The sequence below is a fragment of the Pseudomonas sp. FG29 genome (genome assembly GCF_057809355.1).
In genome coordinates, this window is the sequence record NZ_JBMDJU010000004.1 from 15,346 (window position 1) to 31,896 (window position 16,551).

General features: G+C 65.8%; 12 protein-coding genes and 2 pseudogenes. 10 read left to right on the plus strand and 4 right to left on the minus strand.

Annotated elements, in window-relative coordinates; translation table 11 throughout:
• Positions 1-12 precede the first annotated feature (12 nt).
• A complete protein-coding gene (locus tag ACODS1_RS06745; protein WP_322979365.1) occupies positions 13-543 on the minus strand; it encodes a DUF5943 domain-containing protein in 531 nt (176 codons plus the stop codon).
• Positions 544-664: 121 nt separating this feature from the next.
• The gene (locus ACODS1_RS06750) at positions 665-1,642 is read right to left on the minus strand and encodes a dipeptidase (protein ID WP_024306596.1); all 978 of its coding nucleotides are present in this window, start codon (positions 1,640-1,642) and stop codon (positions 665-667) included.
• A gap of 471 nt (positions 1,643-2,113) precedes the next feature.
• On the opposite strand from ACODS1_RS06750, the gene ACODS1_RS06755 reads away from it, so the two are divergent.
• The 4 genes from ACODS1_RS06755 to ACODS1_RS06770 are packed head-to-tail and all read left to right on the plus strand — an operon-like array spanning position 2,114 to position 7,240.
• Entirely contained in the window at positions 2,114-2,596 is a 483-nt protein-coding gene (locus ACODS1_RS06755) for a formate dehydrogenase subunit gamma (protein ID WP_322979364.1), read from the plus strand.
• Positions 2,590-4,149, plus strand: a complete 1,560-nt coding sequence (locus tag ACODS1_RS06760) for a formate dehydrogenase beta subunit (RefSeq protein WP_489085024.1) — start codon at positions 2,590-2,592, stop codon at positions 4,147-4,149. The genes ACODS1_RS06755 and ACODS1_RS06760 overlap by 7 nt, the downstream gene beginning before the upstream one ends.
• The gene (gene fdhF / locus ACODS1_RS06765; RefSeq protein ID WP_489085025.1) at positions 4,146-7,022 is read left to right on the plus strand and encodes a formate dehydrogenase subunit alpha; all 2,877 of its coding nucleotides are present in this window, start codon (positions 4,146-4,148) and stop codon (positions 7,020-7,022) included. The genes ACODS1_RS06760 and fdhF overlap by 4 nt, the downstream gene beginning before the upstream one ends.
• A complete protein-coding gene (locus ACODS1_RS06770; protein ID WP_322979361.1) occupies positions 7,019-7,240 on the plus strand; it encodes a formate dehydrogenase subunit delta in 222 nt (73 codons plus the stop codon). Before fdhF ends, ACODS1_RS06770 begins: the two co-directional genes overlap by 4 nt.
• Before the next feature lie 34 nt (positions 7,241-7,274).
• Here ACODS1_RS06770 and ACODS1_RS06775 read toward each other — a convergent pair.
• Positions 7,275-7,505, minus strand: a pseudogene (locus ACODS1_RS06775) (helix-turn-helix domain-containing protein); the annotation flags it as partial.
• A 7-nt stretch (positions 7,506-7,512) separates the two neighbouring features.
• Between ACODS1_RS06775 and ACODS1_RS06780 the strand changes: the two are divergent.
• The 4 genes and pseudogenes from ACODS1_RS06780 to ACODS1_RS06795 form a co-directional block, all read left to right on the plus strand.
• Positions 7,513-8,124, plus strand: a pseudogene (locus ACODS1_RS06780) (glycine betaine ABC transporter substrate-binding protein); the annotation flags it as partial.
• Between the two features lie 98 nt (positions 8,125-8,222).
• Complete coding sequence (gene cdhC, locus ACODS1_RS06785) at positions 8,223-9,107, plus strand: 3-dehydrocarnitine:acetyl-CoA trimethylamine transferase CdhC (protein WP_489085026.1); 885 nt, start codon at positions 8,223-8,225, stop codon at positions 9,105-9,107.
• A gap of 127 nt (positions 9,108-9,234) precedes the next feature.
• The gene (locus ACODS1_RS06790) at positions 9,235-10,200 is read left to right on the plus strand and encodes an L-carnitine dehydrogenase (protein WP_489085027.1); all 966 of its coding nucleotides are present in this window, start codon (positions 9,235-9,237) and stop codon (positions 10,198-10,200) included.
• An 83-nt stretch (positions 10,201-10,283) separates the two neighbouring features.
• A complete protein-coding gene (locus tag ACODS1_RS06795) occupies positions 10,284-10,748 on the plus strand; it encodes a thioesterase family protein (RefSeq protein ID WP_489085028.1) in 465 nt (154 codons plus the stop codon).
• Between the two features lie 110 nt (positions 10,749-10,858).
• Here ACODS1_RS06795 and ACODS1_RS06800 read toward each other — a convergent pair whose 3' ends face one another.
• A complete protein-coding gene (locus ACODS1_RS06800; protein WP_322979355.1) occupies positions 10,859-11,254 on the minus strand; it encodes a YkgJ family cysteine cluster protein in 396 nt (131 codons plus the stop codon).
• 259 nt (positions 11,255-11,513) lie between these two features.
• Between ACODS1_RS06800 and ACODS1_RS06805 the strand changes: the two genes are divergently transcribed.
• Together ACODS1_RS06805 and ACODS1_RS06810 are read left to right on the plus strand one after the other, a co-directional pair.
• Positions 11,514-15,116 (plus strand): DUF2339 domain-containing protein, encoded by a 3,603-nt coding sequence (locus tag ACODS1_RS06805; RefSeq protein WP_489085029.1) that lies wholly within the window; start codon positions 11,514-11,516, stop codon positions 15,114-15,116.
• Entirely contained in the window at positions 15,113-16,462 is a 1,350-nt protein-coding gene (locus ACODS1_RS06810) for a DUF3999 domain-containing protein (RefSeq protein ID WP_489085030.1), read from the plus strand. Before ACODS1_RS06805 ends, ACODS1_RS06810 begins: the two co-directional genes overlap by 4 nt.
• Positions 16,463-16,551 lie beyond the last annotated feature (89 nt).

Here is a 16,551-nt window from a genome sequence, read left to right on the forward strand (position 1 = left end):
CTTATGGTTGATTCAGAGTGGACGGGTGACGAACAGGCCGTCGTCATGGCCTTCTTCGGAACCGCTGTATTCCTGCACGGTCACGGTGCGGATCGGGCTGCCCTTGGCGGCCAGGATCTGGTCGATGGCGCCGGAGAACCAGCCGGTGAACATGTAGTCGACCTTGCGGTTCACCTTGCCGTACACGTAGACGAAGGCCGAATGCTTGAGCTTGACCTCGGCATAGCCGGTTTCCAGATCCAGCTTCTGCGTTTCGAACAGGCCCCAGCCGCGCTGCGACAGGCGCTTCATGTAGTGCTCGAATACCGCTGCACCTTCGATGCCGTGGCACTCGGCTTCCTTCTCGCACCAGTGCCAGGCGGACTTGTAGCCGGCCTTGTAGAGGATCTCGGCGTACTTCTCGGCGCCAAGCACTTCCTCGATGCCCATGTGGTTGTTGACGAAGAAGTGACGCGGCACGTACAGCATCGGCAGGGCGTCGGTGGTCCAAACGCCGGTTTCGTCGTCGACCAGGATGGGCATTTCGGGGGCATGGGTGGACATGTTGGGTAACTCCTGAGTTTGTGTCGTAGGAGCGGCTTCAGCCGCGAAGCCTTCAGGTGTGCCGCCCCATGGGGCGGCTCGCGGCTGAAGCCGCTCCTAGATGAATTGGATTGGAAAGGGCTTACTCGCCCCAGACGTCGGCCAGAACCCGTACCCAGTTCTCACCCATGATCTTGCGTACCACGCGCTCGGAGTGGCCGCGCTTGAGCAGGGTTTCGGTGAGGTTGGGGAACTCGCCCACGGTACGGATGCCCAGCGGGTTGATGATCTTGCCGAAGTTGGTCAGGCGACGGGCGTAGCCCTTGTCGTGGGTCAGGTACTCGAAGAATTCCTTGCCGTGACCCTGGGTGAAGTCGGTACCGATACCGATGGCGTCCTCACCGACGATGTTCATCACGTACTCGATGGCTTCGGCGTAGTCGTCGATGGTCGAGTCGATGCCCTTGGCCAGGAACGGCGCGAACATGGTCACGCCGACGAAACCGCCGTGATCGGCGATGAACTTCAGTTCCTCGTCGGACTTGTTGCGCGGGTGCTCTTTCAGACCGGAAGGCAGGCAGTGCGAGTAGGTCACCGGCTTCTTCGATTCGAGGATGACTTCCTCGCTGGTCTTCGAGCCGACGTGCGACAGGTCGCACATGATGCCGACACGGTTCATCTCGGCGACGATCTCACGACCGAAGCCGGACAGGCCGCCGTCACGCTCGTAGCAGCCGGTGCCGATCAGGTTCTGGGTGTTGTAGCACATCTGCACGATGCCCACGCCGAGCTGCTTGAACACTTCGACGTAGCCGATCTGGTCTTCGAACGCATGGGCATTCTGGAAGCCGTAGATGATGCCGGTCTTGCCCTGTTCCTTGGCCTTGCGGATGTCGGCGGTGGTGCGCACCGGCATCACCAGGTCGCTGTTCTCGCGGATCAGCTTGCTGCTGGCAGCGATGCTGTTGACGGTGGCCTGGAAACCTTCCCATACGGACACGGTGCAGTTGGCAGCGGTCAGGCCACCCTTGCGCATGTCTTCGAACAGTTCACGGTTCCACTTGGCGATGATCAGACCGTCGATGACGATGCTGTCGGCGTGCAATTCGGCTGGGCTCATCAGGCTTGTCCCCTATGCGGATGCACCACGTCGATTGGTGGCGCTTTGGGGGAGAGCTTATCCCTGGGGGGCAGGGCGACCCGATGCAAAAACGACTGGGGGTTTGCCGAAAGCGTCAAGCCGGTCGCGTATAGACATGTGGGCTTCGGTGCGCCGCTTTTCCCGTGGTAGGCGCCAGAGGCCAGTTGCTAAGGCGTCGCGTTTCGGCAAATTCACCTGTGAGCGCCTATAAAGGATGGGGCGGGCGTGTTCGTCGGCGGCGTCGGTTTCAGTATGCACGGCGTCGCTGGAGTGCAATTTCTCCGGTGTGGGGATGGCAAGCTCCGCTAATGACCGGGCGCGTGCGCGCAGATGCGCCGCCCAGGCCATTTTCGATGGCGATTCGCCCAGCAACCGTGACGGGCAGAATCGCCACAGCTGCAACCTCCAGGCCCAGAAAACTACAACGGCCTGTGACAGAGGAACGCTGTAATGCCTGATGAGACGCTTCACCTGCCTTTGATTCGAGGCGTGCTGGACGAGCACAAGGACACCGCCGGTGCCCTGCTGCCGATTCTGCATGCCATCCAGGAGGGCATCGGTTACGTACCCGATGTCGCCATCGCCGAAATCGCTCATGCACTGAACCTGACCCAGGCCGAAGTGCGTGGGGTGATCAGTTTCTACCATGACTTCCGCACCAGCGAGCCGGCCAAGCACATCCTGCGCCTGTGCCTGGCCGAGTCGTGCCAGAGCCGAGGTGCCAAGCAACTGGCCGCCCAGGTGCGCGAGCACCTCGGGCTGGATGACCATGGCACCAGCGAGGACGGCCAGATCAGCCTGCGCCCGGTCTATTGCCTGGGCGCCTGCGCCTGTTCGCCGGCCCTGGAACTCGATGGCCAGCTACACGCCCGGGTCACCCCCGAGCGCCTGCAGCAACTGGTCGAGGGTTGCCTGGAGAAAACGCCATGCTGAAGCTCTACGTACCCTGCGACTCCATCGCTCGCGCCGTGGGCGCCGACCAACTGGCCGAGGCCCTGCGCAGCGAAGCCGAGCGCCGTCAGTTGCCGGTCGAGATTCAACGCACCAGCTCGCGCGGCATGTACTGGCTGGAGCCCCTGCTGGAAGTCGACAGCACCGAGGGCCGCCTCGGCTTTGGCCCGCTGAGCGCCGACCAGGCCGGTAGCCTGCTCGATGCGCTGACCAATGGCGGCAATCAGCATCCGAGCGCCGTCGGTCTGGTGGAGGCACTGCCGTTCATCAAGAGCCAGCAGCGCCTGATCTTCGCCCGTGCCGGCATCACCCGTCCCACTGCGCTGGACGATTACCGCACCACGGGCGGCTTCGAGGGTCTGACCCGCGCCATCGGCATGGACGGCGATGCCATCGTCGCCGAAGTGCTGGAATCCGGCCTGCGTGGCCGTGGCGGCGCCGCCTTCCCGGCCGGCATCAAGTGGCGCACCGTGCGCGGCGCGCAAGCCGCGCAGAAGTACGTGGTGTGCAACGCCGACGAAGGTGACTCCGGCACCTTCGCCGACCGCATGCTGATGGAAGGCGACCCCTTCGTGCTGATCGAGGGCATGGCGATTGCCGGCCTGGCGGTCGAAGCGACCATGGGTTACGTCTACATCCGCTCCGAATACCCGCAGGCCGTGCAGGCGCTGCGCGAGGCCATCGAGGTCGCCCGTGCGGCCGGTCTGCTCGGCGCCAATGTGGCCGGCAGTGGTCGCGCCTTCGACATGGAAGTTAGGGTCGGTGCCGGTGCCTATATCTGCGGTGAGGAGACCTCGCTGCTGGAATCGCTGGAAGGCAAGCGTGGCACCGTGCGCGCCAAGCCGCCGCTGCCAGCGCTGCAAGGCCTGTTCGGCCAGCCGACGCTGGTGCACAACGTGCTCACCCTGGCCTCGGTGCCGGTGATCCTGGCGCGTGGCGCAGCCTTCTACCGCGACTTCGGCATGGGCCGCTCGCTGGGCACCATGCCCTTCCAGTTGGCCGGCAATATCCGCCAGGGCGGTCTGGTCGAACGTGCCTTCGGCCTGACCCTGCGCGAGCTGGTGGAAGGCTATGGCGGTGGCACCGCCAGTGGTCGCCCGATCAAGGCGGCACAGGTGGGTGGCCCGTTGGGCGCCTGGGTGCCGCCTTCCCAGTTCGACACCCCACTGGACTACGAAGCCTTCGCCGCCATGGGCGCGATGCTCGGTCACGGCGGCGTAGTGCTGGCCGATGACAGCCTGGACATGGCGCAGATGGCGCGTTTTGCCCTGGAGTTCTGTGCCGAGGAATCCTGCGGCAAGTGCACCCCCTGCCGCATCGGCTCGACCCGTGGCGTCGAGGTGGTCGACCGCCTGCTGGCGGCGCCCGATGACGCGGCACGCGACGAGCAGGTGATCATCCTCAAGGATCTCTGCGATACCCTGACGCACGGTTCGCTGTGCGCGCTCGGCGGCATGACCGCCTTCCCTGTCAGCAGTGCACTCAAGCACTTCCCTGGCGACTTCGGGCTCAAGACCTCGGAGGCAGAACAATGATCAGCTATTTCGACCCCGCTACAGATACCGACTTCGGCACCCCCGCTCGCGAGAGCGAGGTGCAGGTCAGCCTGAGCATCGACGGGCGCAGCATCAGCGTGCCGGCCGGCACCTCGGTGATGCGCGCTGCCGCCATGCTCGGCACCACCATCCCCAAACTCTGCGCCACCGACAGCCTGGAAGCCTTCGGCTCCTGCCGCATGTGCCTGGTGGAGATCGACGGCATGCGCGGCTACCCGGCCTCCTGCACCACGCCTGTCAGCGAAGGCATGGTGGTCCGCACCCAGACCTCCAAGCTGGCCACCCTGCGCCGCAACGTGATGGAGCTGTACATCTCCGACCACCCGCTGGACTGCCTGACCTGCTCGGCCAACGGCAACTGCGAGCTGCAGACCGTCGCCGGCCAGGTTGGCCTGCGTGAGGTGCGTTACGGCTACGACGGCGCCAACCACCTGAGCGAAGCCAAGGACGTCTCCAACCCCTACTTCGACTACGACCCGAGCAAGTGCATCGTCTGCAACCGCTGCGTGCGCGCCTGCGAGGAAACCCAGGGCACCTTCGCCCTGACCATCGAGGGGCGTGGCTTCGAGTCGCGCGTGGCGGCTGCCGGCGGCGACGACTTCCTCAGCTCCGAGTGCGTGTCCTGTGGCGCCTGCGTGCAGGCCTGTCCGACCGCCACGCTGATGGAAAAGAGCGTGGTCGAGAAAGGCCAGCCCGAGCGCAGCGTGATCACCACCTGCGCCTACTGCGGGGTCGGCTGCTCGTTCCGCGCCGAGATGAAGGGCAACGAACTGGTGCGCATGGTGCCGGACAAGAACGGCCAGGCCAACCACGGCCACTCCTGCGTCAAGGGCCGCTTCGCCTGGGGTTACGCCACCCACCCGGATCGCATCACCAAACCGATGATCCGCAAGAGCATCAACGACCCCTGGCAGGAAGTCAGCTGGGACGAGGCGGTGACCTACGCCGCCAGCGAGTTCCGCCGCATCCAGCTCAAGTACGGGCGCGATTCCATTGGCGGTATCACCTCCAGCCGTTGCACCAACGAAGAGGTGTATCTGGTGCAGAAGCTGGTACGCGCCGGCTTCGGTAACAACAACGTCGACACCTGTGCCCGCGTCTGCCACTCGCCGACCGGCTATGGCCTCAAGCAGACCCTGGGGGAATCCGCCGGCACCCAGAGCTTCGACTCGGTGATGCTGGCCGACGTGATTCTGGTGATGGGCGCCAACCCCACCGACGCGCACCCGGTGTTCGGCTCGCAGCTCAAGCGCCGCCTGCGCCAGGGCGCAAGGCTGATCGTCATCGACCCACGCCGCATCGACCTGGTGGACTCGCCGCATGCCCGCGCCGACTACCACCTGGCACTGCGTCCGGGCACCAACGTGGCCATGCTCAATGCTCTGGCCCACGTCATCGTCACCGAGGGCCTGGTCAACCAGCCGTTCGTCGATGCGCGCTGCGAGCCGGCCGATTTCGCCCGCTGGAGCGCCTTCGTCAGCCAGGCGGAGAACTCGCCGGAAGTGCTCGGCCCGATCTGTGGCGTTGAGCCGCAACTGATACGCGAAGCGGCACGCCTCTACGCCACCGGCGGCAACGCGGCCATCTACTATGGCCTGGGCGTCACCGAACACAGCCAGGGCAGTACCACGGTCATGGGCATCGCCAACCTGGCCATGGCCACCGGCAACATTGGTCGTGAAGGTGTGGGCGTCAACCCGCTGCGTGGGCAAAACAACGTGCAGGGCTCCTGCGACATGGGCTCGTTCCCGCACGAGCTGCCGGGCTACCGCCATGTCTCCAACAACGAAGTCCGTGCCCAGTTCGAGCAGGCCTGGGGCGTGACCCTGCAGCCTGATCCGGGTCTGCGCATCCCCAACATGTTCGAGGCGGCGCTCGGCGGCACCTTCAAGGCGCTGTACTGCCAGGGCGAGGACATCGCCCAGAGCGACCCCAACACCCAGCACGTTACCGCCGCCCTGTCGGCCATGGAATGCGTGGTGGTGCAGGACATCTTCCTCAACGAAACCGCCAAATTCGCCCACGTGTTCCTGCCGGGCAGCTCCTTCCTCGAGAAGGACGGCACCTTCACCAACGCCGAGCGCCGTATCTCGCGCGTGCGCAAGGTGATGGAGCCGCTGGCCGGCAAGTCCGACTGGGAAGCCACCATCGCCCTGGCCAATGCCCTGGGCTACAAGATGGACTACCAGCATCCGTCGCAGATCATGGACGAGATCGCCAGCCTGACGCCCACCTTCACCCGCGTCAGCTACGCCGAGCTGGATCGCCACGGCAGCCTGCAATGGCCGTGCAACGACGAGGCCCCGGACGGCACGCCGACCATGCACATCGAAGAGTTCGTGCGCGGCAAGGGGCGCTTCATGCTCACCGGCTACGTGCCGACCGAGGAGAAGGTCAACAGCCGCTTCCCGCTGCTGCTCACCACCGGCCGTATCCTCAGCCAGTACAACGTCGGCGCGCAGACGCGGCGCACCGAGAACGTTGCCTGGCACGAGGAAGACCGCCTGGAGATCCACCCGACCGACGCCGAAAGCCGTGGTATTGCCGACGGCGACTGGGTTGGTGTGGGCAGCCGCTCCGGGCAGACCGTGCTGCGCGCACGGGTCAGTGAGCGCGTCGCACCGGGCGTGGTCTACACCACCTTCCACTTCCCCGAGTCGGGCGCCAACGTGATCACCACCGACAACTCCGACTGGGCGACCAACTGCCCCGAGTACAAGGTCACGGCGGTGGAAGTCACGCGGGTGTACCAGCCGTCGGAATGGCAGAAACGCTACCAGGCCTTCAGCGACGAGCAGCAGCGTCTGCTCAGCGAGCGCCGTAAACAGGAGAAAGCCGAGGTGCGTCGATGAGTGCGGAAAACCTGGTCAAGATGGCCAATCAGATCGCCCAATTCTTCGCCACCGAGCCTGACCCGGTGCTGGCGGTCAAAGGCGTTCAGCAGCACATTCAGAGCTTCTGGACGCCAGCGATGCGCATCGAGCTGATGGCCTGGCAACTGGAGCGCCGGGGGGAGAACCTGCACCCCCTGGTGCAGTCTGCCCTCACCGAAATGGGCCGCTCGGCCTGATGCCAGTGCGTGCCCGGTTCCGGGCACGCTTCTTTCAGCCGTGGGGCAGGCGTTCGTGCCTGTCCTCGCTCGGCGTCACGCCGAAATGCGCCTTGTAGCTGCGCGAGAAATAACTCGGCGACTCGAAGCCGCAGGCCAGGCTCACCTCCAGCACGCTCAGATCGCTCTGGCGCAGCAATTGGCGCGCCTTGTCCAGGCGTAGGCCGAGATAGAAGGCCGACGGCGTGGTCTGCAGATGATGGCGGAACAGTCGTTCCAGCTGACGCACGCTGTCGCTGAGCGATGCCGTGGCAGTGCTGGCGGTGCCCAGCTACACCGCCGACAAGGGGCTCAAGACCCTGGCTGATATCGCTCAATTCAAGGACGAGCTGGACGGCAAGATCTATGGCATCGAGGCCGGCTCCGGCGCCAACACGGCGATCCAGAAGATGATCGACGGCAACCAGTTCGGCCTGGGCGGCTTCAAGCTGGTCGAGTCGAGCGAGGCCGGCATGCTCGCGGCCGTGGGGCGTGCGGTGAAGAACCAGAAACCGGTGGTGTTCTTCGGCTGGAAGCCGCACCCGATGAACCTGTCCATGCCCATCACCTACCTGACCGGCACCGAAGACGTCTTTGGCCCCAATGATGGCGCCGCTACCGTGTCCACCGTCACCGCGCCGGATTACGCCGAGCGCTGCCCCAACGCCAACCGTCTACTGACCAGCCTGCGCTTCACCAGTGAGCAGGAGGCCGCGCTGATGCAGCCGATCATGGAGCGCAAGGCGCCGGAGCAGGTCGCGCGAGAGTGGATCAAGGCCAACCCGCAGGTGGTCGACGCCTGGCTCCAAGGTGTGACCACCCTCGACGGCAAGCCGGCCAACGCCGCGCTGGTCGCCGGCAACTGATACCCGGGCGCCGCGGTTATCCGGCGCCACCTTTCTCCCATTCAAAATCTGCGGCCATGCCGTCGGATCCCGTTCGCCCCTGGAAAGGACAGTCGAAGATGAATTACGAAGTTATCGTCACCTGCGCGGTGACCGGCGCTGGCGACACCGTCGGCAAGCATCCGGCGATCCCGGTCACGCCAAAGGAGATCGCCGCCGCCGCCATCGAGGCGGCCAAGGCCGGCGCCACCGTTGCTCACTGTCATGTGCGTGACCCGCAGACCGGCAAGCCGAGCCGCGACGTGGCGCTGTACCGCGAGGTGGTCGAGCGTATCCGCGAAAGCGACACCGACGTGATCATCAACCTCACCGCCGGCATGGGCGGTGATCTGGAGATTGGCCGCGGCGAGCAGCCGCTGGAGTTCGGCGCCGGCACTGATCTGGTCGGGCCGCTCACCCGCCTGGCGCATGTCGAGGAACTGCTGCCGGAAATCTGCACCCTGGACTGTGGCACGCTGAATTTCGGCGACGGCGACTTCATCTACGTCTCCACCCCGGCGCAACTGCGCGCCGGTGCCAAGCGCATTACCGAGTTGGGGGTGAAGGCCGAGCAGGAGATCTTCGACACTGGCCACCTGTGGTTCGCCAAGCAGATGATCAAGGAAGGCCTGTTGGACGACCCGCTGATCCAGCTGTGCCTGGGCATTCCCTGGGGCGCGCCAGCCGACACCACGACCATGAAGGCCATGGCCGACAACCTGCCGCCGGGCATCACCTGGGCCGGCTTCGGCATCGGCCGCATGCAGATGCCCATGGTGGCCCAGGCCATGCTGCTCGGCGGCCATGTGCGGGTAGGGCTGGAGGACAACATCTGGCTGGATCGCGGTGTGCACGCCAGCAACGGACAACTGGTCGAACGCGCCATCGAGATCATCGAGCGCCTAGGCGGCCGCGCCCTGAGCCCGGCCGAGGGGCGGGAGAAGATGAAGCTCAAGCGTCGTTAGCGGTTTTCTCCCCTCTCCCGCTTGCGGGAGAGGGGCCGGGGGAGAGGGGGCTGTGCGACACGCTCTCTGCCTGATCATTTCTCTATGCCAATTCCCCGGATTGCATCCGGGCTACCGGAGTTCAACCATGACCTTCGTCACCCATATCAAGACCTTCGCCGCCCTCGGCACCGGCGTCATCGGTGCTGGCTGGATCGCTCGCGCCCTGGCCCATGGCCTCGACGTGATCGCCTGGGATCCGGCCCCCGGCGCTGAGCAGGCGCTGCGCACGCGACTGGCCAATGCCTGGCCGGCCCTGGAGAAAAAGGGCCTGGCGCCCGGCGCCTCGCTGGAGCGCTTGCGCTTCGTCAGCAGCATCGAAGACTGCGTGCGTGATGCCGATTTCATCCAGGAAAGCGCGCCCGAACGCCTCGACCTCAAGTGCGAGCTGCACGCCAGGATCAGCGCTGCCGCGCGCCCCGACGTGCTGATCGGCTCCAGTACCTCGGGCCTGTTGCCCAGCGAGTTCTACGCAGATGCTACGCATCCCGAGCGCTGCGTGGTCGGTCATCCGTTCAACCCGGTGTACCTGCTGCCGCTGGTGGAGGTGGTCGGCGGCGCGAAGACCGCACCTGAGGCAGTGCAGGCGGCCATGGAGGTGTATGAAACCCTGGGCATGCGCCCACTGCATGTGCGCAAGGAAGTGCCAGGGTTTATCGCCGACCGCCTGCTCGAGGCGCTATGGCGCGAGGCCTTGCACCTGGTCAACGACGGCGTGGCGACCACCGGCGAGATCGACGACGCGATCCGCTTTGGCGCCGGCCTGCGCTGGTCGTTCATGGGCAGCTTCCTGACCTACACCCTGGCCGGTGGCCCGGCCGGCATGCGCCACTTCATGGCGCAGTTCGGCCCGGCGCTGAAACTGCCCTGGACGTATCTTGAGGCGCCGGAACTGACCGATGGGCTGATCGACGCGGTGGTCGAAGGTACGGCGGAGCAGCAGGGCGAACGCAGCCTGGATGCGCTGGAACGCTACCGCGACGATTGCCTGCTGGCGGTGTTGGAGGCGATTCGCCAGACCAAGGCCAAGCACGGCTTCGAGTTTGCCGAGTAAGCAGCTTCTGATTTTTGCGGGCGGCCGTGATGCTTGCACTATCGCGGCTAAAGCCCCTCCTACAGCAACGGGACACCGCAAGCATGCTCACCACCTACCAAACTCGTGTCGGCAGCGACTGGGTCGACTACAACGGCCATCTGCGCGACGCCTTCTATCTGCTGATCTTCAGCCACGCCACCGATGCGCTGATGGACATGCTGGGTCTGGACGAAGCCGGTCGCGCTCGCACCGGTCATACGCTTTACACCCTGGAGTGCCACCTCAACTTCCTGGCGGAAGTGAAGGAGGACGAAGAGGTCGAGGTGCGCACTCAACTGCTGGCGCATGACACAAAGCGCCTGCATATCCACCATGGTCTTTATCGGCCGGGCGAGGACGCCAGCCTCGCGGAAAGCGAGCAGATGCTGATGAATATCGACAGTACGGCCGGGCGAGCGACGTCTTTCGACGCAGTCGTTGCAGGCAAGGTCGTGCAGCTCGCTTCAGAACATCAGGAGTTGCCACAGCCGGTATGCGTTGGCCGAGTTATCGGCTTGCGCCGCTAGCAAGCTTCGCCCCGGGGCGGAGCTGCTCGTGCTTGCGTAGGAGCCGCGCCCCGCGGCGAATGCGGTATATCAGGCGAGCTGGACGCCAGATCCGCCCGGCAACTTTTCGACTACTTGGGCTTGTACGCGCAATACCCTGGCCGTGGGCCGACCTTGGGGTGATGGCGGCAGGTGTCTGGACGCTTCTCGTAGACGGTGCACAGGCGCGTCTTGCGGTCGAGGAACAGGCAGTCGTTATTGGACATGCGCGTCAGGGTGAAGATGCCCGACTTCTGGTTGAAGCGCTCGACGATGCCGTCCTTCTGCAGGCGCTTGGCGATGTTCTTCGGCGGCTCGCTGCGTTCGAACTCGTCCACCAGTTCCAGGCGGATCAGGTCGTTCAGGCGCACTTCCACCGGTAGGGTGCAGCAGCTGGAGATGCAGCTGTGGCACATGTCGGCGGTGTATTTGGCCCAGGTTTCCAGGCGGTCGATCTCTGCAGCGGCTATCAGGCGGGGTTTGATCATGATGCTTGGCTAGGCCTGTCTTGTCGGCGGACTGTTCGCTTCGCGCGCGAGTCCGCCCTACGGTCACGGGGCGGCGATGATAGCGGGCGCGGGGCGTTTGTGAAGCACCGGCTGGCGGCTGATCGCTTTGCGTTGTGCCTGTGAACGGTTTGGCAGACGTCTCTCTGGGTGTTGGTCGATGCGACTCCTATACTGTGTGCCCGTCTCGGGCGTCCTGATAGGCGCGCGAGACGATCTCTCTCAGGGTTGGGATATACGCATGCAATGGATCTTCATGCTGGTCGGTTTGGTGCTCGGGGCGGGCGCTGGCGAATCGGTCACGGGCGCATTACTGGGTGGCCTGATCGGCCTCAGTATGGGCCAGGCGCTGCGGCTGCAAGGGCTGGAGTCGCGCAACGCGCAGCTGACTGCGCAGCTCAAGGATTTCGCCGAACGCTTCGAGCGTGGCACACGTGCCATGCACGAGCGTCTGCTCAAGGTGGAGCAGGGGGAACGCAGCGAGCCCGAGCCGGTTGCTACGCCTGCCGAGCCTGCCGTCAATCTGCCCCCCGAACCTCAGTCCGACCCCATCGCTGCCGAAGAGCCCTTGCCAGAGCTGGACTGGACGCTCGAACCCTTGCCGGAAGTCGAGCCGCCGCAGCCTGTCGAAGAACCCGAACCTCTGGCCGCGCAGGTCGTCCACGAAGCACCAGTGGCCGCGCAGCAAAGCGCCTGGCGCGAGCCGGTGCCGCCTGAGCCGAACCTGATCGAGCGCGGCATCGCGGCGGCCAAGGCCTGGCTGTTTGGCGGCAATACCGTGCTGCGGGTCGGTGTGGTGCTGCTGTTCCTTGGTCTGGCCTTTCTTCTGCGCTACGCCACCGAAGGCGTCGAGGTGCCGATCGAGCTGCGCTACATGGGCGTGGCGGCTAGCGCCCTGGCGTTGCTCGGTCTGGGCTGGTGGCTCCGCCGACGCAATCGCGGGTACGCCCTGGTGCTGCAGGGCACTGGTATCGCCGTGCTGTACCTGACGGTGTTCGCCGCCATGCGCCTGCATCCGCTGCTCGATCCGGGCATGGCCCTCGGCCTGCTGGTGGCGGTGACAGCGTTCTCGGCCATTCTCGCTGTGCAGCAGGATGCCCTCGGCCTGGCCGCTGCGGCGGCGCTGGGTGGTTTCGCCGCGCCAATTCTCACCTCCACCGGCAGCGGCAATCATGTCGCGCTGTTCTCCTATTTCGCCCTGCTCAACGCCGGCATCTTCGCTATCGCCTGGTTCAAGGCCTGGCGCCAGCTCAACCTGATCGGCTTCGTCGGTACGTTCGGCATCGGCTTCGCCTGGGGGCTGCGCTCCTACACGCCGGAGCTGCTGTGGAGCACCGAGCCGTTCCTGGTGCTGTTCTTCCTGATGTACGTGGCCATCGGCCTGCTGTTCGCCCGCCGCACCCTGCGCGACGCGGCGGATGCGCCCGAGGCACGGGACGAGCTGCTGCGCTGGTCGCTGCGCCGTGGTGATTACGTCGATGCCACCACGCTGTTTGGCCCGCCGCTGGTCGGCTTCGGTCTGCAGGTCGCGTTGGTGCGGCATATCGAGTTCGCCGCCGCCTTCAGTGCCTTGGGGCTGGGGCTGTTCTATCTGCTGCTGGCGCGGGTGCTCAAGGCACGTGCCGGCGAACGGGCATTGCTGTTGGTGGAAACCTGCCTGGCGCTCGGCGTGGTATTCGCCAGCCTGGCCATCCCGCTCGGCCTCGATGCACGCTGGACGAGCGCTGCCTGGGCCCTGGAAGGCGCCGGCATCTTCTGGCTGGGCCTGCGCCAGGGACGGCCGTTGGCGCGTGCGTTTGCCCTATTGCTGCAGGTGGGCGCGGCATTGGCCTTCGTCATGGGGCTGGGTTTCGGCTACGACAGCCTGCTCGATGGCTCGCCGTTGGGCGCGCTGATGCTCGGTGCGGCGCTGCTGTTCAGCTATTGGCAACTGCGCCAGGCGCCGCAGCTCGCCAGTGCCAGGGAAAACCGCCTGCTGCCCTGGTTGGGGCTGGCCGGGTTGGCTTTCCTCTATCTGATCGCGCCGCTGCTGTTCGAGGCGCCCGGTACGGCGATTGCCTGGGCGCTGGCCGGACTGGCAACGCTGTTCATCGGCCTGCGCCTGGCTGCGCCTGGCTTCGTCTACTGTGCCTTCGCCGTCCAGTTGCTCGGCGGTCTGCTGTTCCTCGGCCAGATGGCGCTGGATTCGCTGTTCGGCCGTGGCGGCTTCAGTGCCGGCTGGTTCGGCCTGTTGGCGGCGTCGATGGTCGGCCTGGGGCTGATCGCTGGCATGCTGCTGGCGGCGCGTAATCCGCTGATCCGCGAGAATCGCCGCCTGCTCGGCGCGCTGTCGATGGTGATGCTGGTGGGCCTGGTGTTCATCAACCTGGCGGTGCTGTTCGTGCTGCCCTGGGTGGCGGCAGCGGCGGTGTGGGGCGGCACGGGGCTGCTGATCATGTGGCTGGCGCTGTATCTGCAGCAGCGCGCGGCGTTCCTGTTCAGCCTGGTGCTGCAGGTATTCGCCGGCCTGGCCTTCCTCGCCGCAGGGCCGCTATTGCTGGCGGGTATCAGTAGCGAGGGCCTGTCGCCATTGGCGCACACCGGTTTCTGGACGCCCGCCGTGCTCGGCCTGGCCGCGCAAGTCGGTGCCTGGCGCCTGCATAGCCTGGCACGTAGCGGGCGCGAAACGGGCATCGATGGCGTCAGCCTGCAGCGTCTGGGCCAGTTGCTGTTGGCGTGGGGCGCCGGCTGGTGGGCGCTGGCTGTGAGCAGCGAGGTGCTGCGCTTCGTCGCGCCGGAGCTGCAGGCCAGTGCGTTGCTGGGGCTGGCGGCAGTGTCGGCGCTGCTCTGGATGCTGCTGGCCCTGCGCACCCGCTGGCGTGAGTTGGCACTGTTGAGCAGCCTGCTGGCGCCTGTGGCGGGATCGATCCTGGGCTTTGCCTGGCATGCCTACTATCACCCAGCGGCGAATTTCGGCTGGCTGGGTTGGGCTGCCGTGCTGGTGGTGCATTTGCTGGCGTTGAAGCGACTTGCCGAGCTGCTACCGAGCAGGGCGGCCAGTGTCGCCCATGTACTCGGCTGCTGGCTGCTGATCGGTGTGCTGGCCTTGGAGTTGCGCTACTTGCTGTTGAGCCTGGCCGAGCACTACAACGCCTGGCGCTGGCTGGGCTGGGCACTGTTGCCGACCGCCTATCTGTGGGCCATGGCCCAGGCCCGCCGCCTGCCTTGGCCGGTGGTCAGCTTCGAGCGTGAGTACCGCTTGTGGGCAGCAGCACCGCTGGCGGCACTGATGCTCGCCTGGTTCTGGCTGGCCAATGCCAACAGCGCCGGCGACAGTGATCCGTTGCCCTACGTGCCGCTGTTCAACCCCTTGGAGCTGGGCCTGCTGCTGTGCCTCGGTGCGTTGCTGGCCTGGGGCCGTTTCGCCCTGCCGCGCTTTGGCCTGGAGCCTGCCCGTGCGTTGCAGGTGGTACAGGTCGTGGCGGGAGCGTCGTTGTTCGCCCTGCTGACGGTGATGGTGATGCGTACTGCCCACCACTGGGGTGGTGTGGCTTGGCACAGTGCGGCGCTGTTCGAGTCGATGCTGGTGCAGGCCGGCCTGTCCATCGTCTGGACGCTGATCGCCCTGGCACTGATGCTGTTCGGCCACCTGCGTGCGCGGCGTGAGCTGTGGCTGGTCGGCGCTGCGCTGATCGCCCTGGTGGTGGCCAAGCTGTTCTTCATCGAGTTGGGCAATCGCGGTGGGCTGGAGCGCATCGTGTCGTTCATCGGGGTCGGCGTGTTGCTTCTGGTGGTGGGCTATTTCGCCCCGTTGCCGCCGCGCCAGACCGAGGAAGCCCCTGCGAGCAAGGAGTCGTTGTCGTGAGATTCATCGTCACCGTTGTGTCCCTGATCCTGGCCTGGGCTGCCGTCGCACAGGCCGAGGAAGGGCTGCAGGATTATCGCCAGAATCTGCCGCTGACCCTGAGCGGAGAAGGCCCGTGGTACCGCGTGGAATTGCCCATGGCTGTCTACTACGCGGCTGAGCATGGCGATCTACGGGATCTGCGCGTGTTCAACGGCCAGGGCCAGGCCATGGCCTATGCACTGCTGCCCGGCCAACGTGAGTCGCGCGACGAGGAGCAGGAACATGGCGTGCGCTGGTTCCCGCTGTATGGCGATACCGAGCAAGGCGGCGTGCCACGCCTGCGTGTGCAACGCAACACCGATGGCACCCTGATCGAGTTGAGCGACGAACAGCCGACGCAGACGCAGCGCCAGTTGCGTGGTTGGCTGCTCGATGCCAGCGCCATCGATGCGCCGCTGGTACGCCTCAATCTGAACTGGAGTGGCGGCGAGGAGGGTTTTCAGCGTTTCACCATCGAAGCCAGCGATGATCTGCAGCACTGGCGCAGTTGGGGCGATGGGCAGGTGGCGCGTCTGAGTTTCGCCGATGAGCGTATCGATCAGCGTCAGGTCGAACTGCCTGGCGAGCCGGCGCGCTATCTGCGCCTGCTCTGGCGCAGCCCCCAGCAGGCACCGCAACTGGACGTGGTCACCCTGCGTAGCCGTCGCCAGGCGAGCGGCCCTGCACCCTTGGTATGGTCCGAACCGCTGGAAGGCAAGGCTGGAGCCGACGGGCACTACCAGTGGCAGTTGCCGCAGGCCTTGCCGCTGGAGCGTCTGCGCATCGCGCTGGACGAGCCCAATACTCTGGCGCCAGTCTGGTTCACGGCGCGCACGCGCGAGCAGGAGCCCTGGCAGGCGTTGGCCAGCGGGGTGTTCTACCGCCTGCCCCAGGAAGGACGAGAGGCGCGTCAGGATGAACTGGCCCTGCCAGGCTGGCCGGTGCGTCAGCTCAGCCTGCGCGTCGATGCGCGTGGCGGTGGCCTGGGCAGCCAGGCGCCGCGTCTGCAACTGGCCGTGCGTGCCACGCAACTGGTGTTCCTTGCGCGTGGCGAGCCGCCCTATCAGTTGGCATTGGGCCGTGCGGGGGCCGGTTCGGCAGCGCTGCCGATCACCACGCTGATCCCCGGCTACCAGCCCGAGCGCCTGGCTGCATTGCCCAAGGCCGAGGTGGCTGTCGATGCGCTACAGGTCAGTGCGCCGGCCGCGTCTGCCGCTGCACCTCGCAACTGGCAGCGCTGGGGGCTTTGGGCGCTGCTTCTGGTCGGCGTGGCAATGCTCGCGCTGATGGCCGCCAGCCTGTTGAAAAAATCCGATCCAAGTTGACTCGGCAGGCGTGGCCAGGGGCGTCATGTCCATGCAAATCGGGTATCTTAGGCGGCGTTCACGGTTTCGCGGTTCAGGATGTGCAGCCG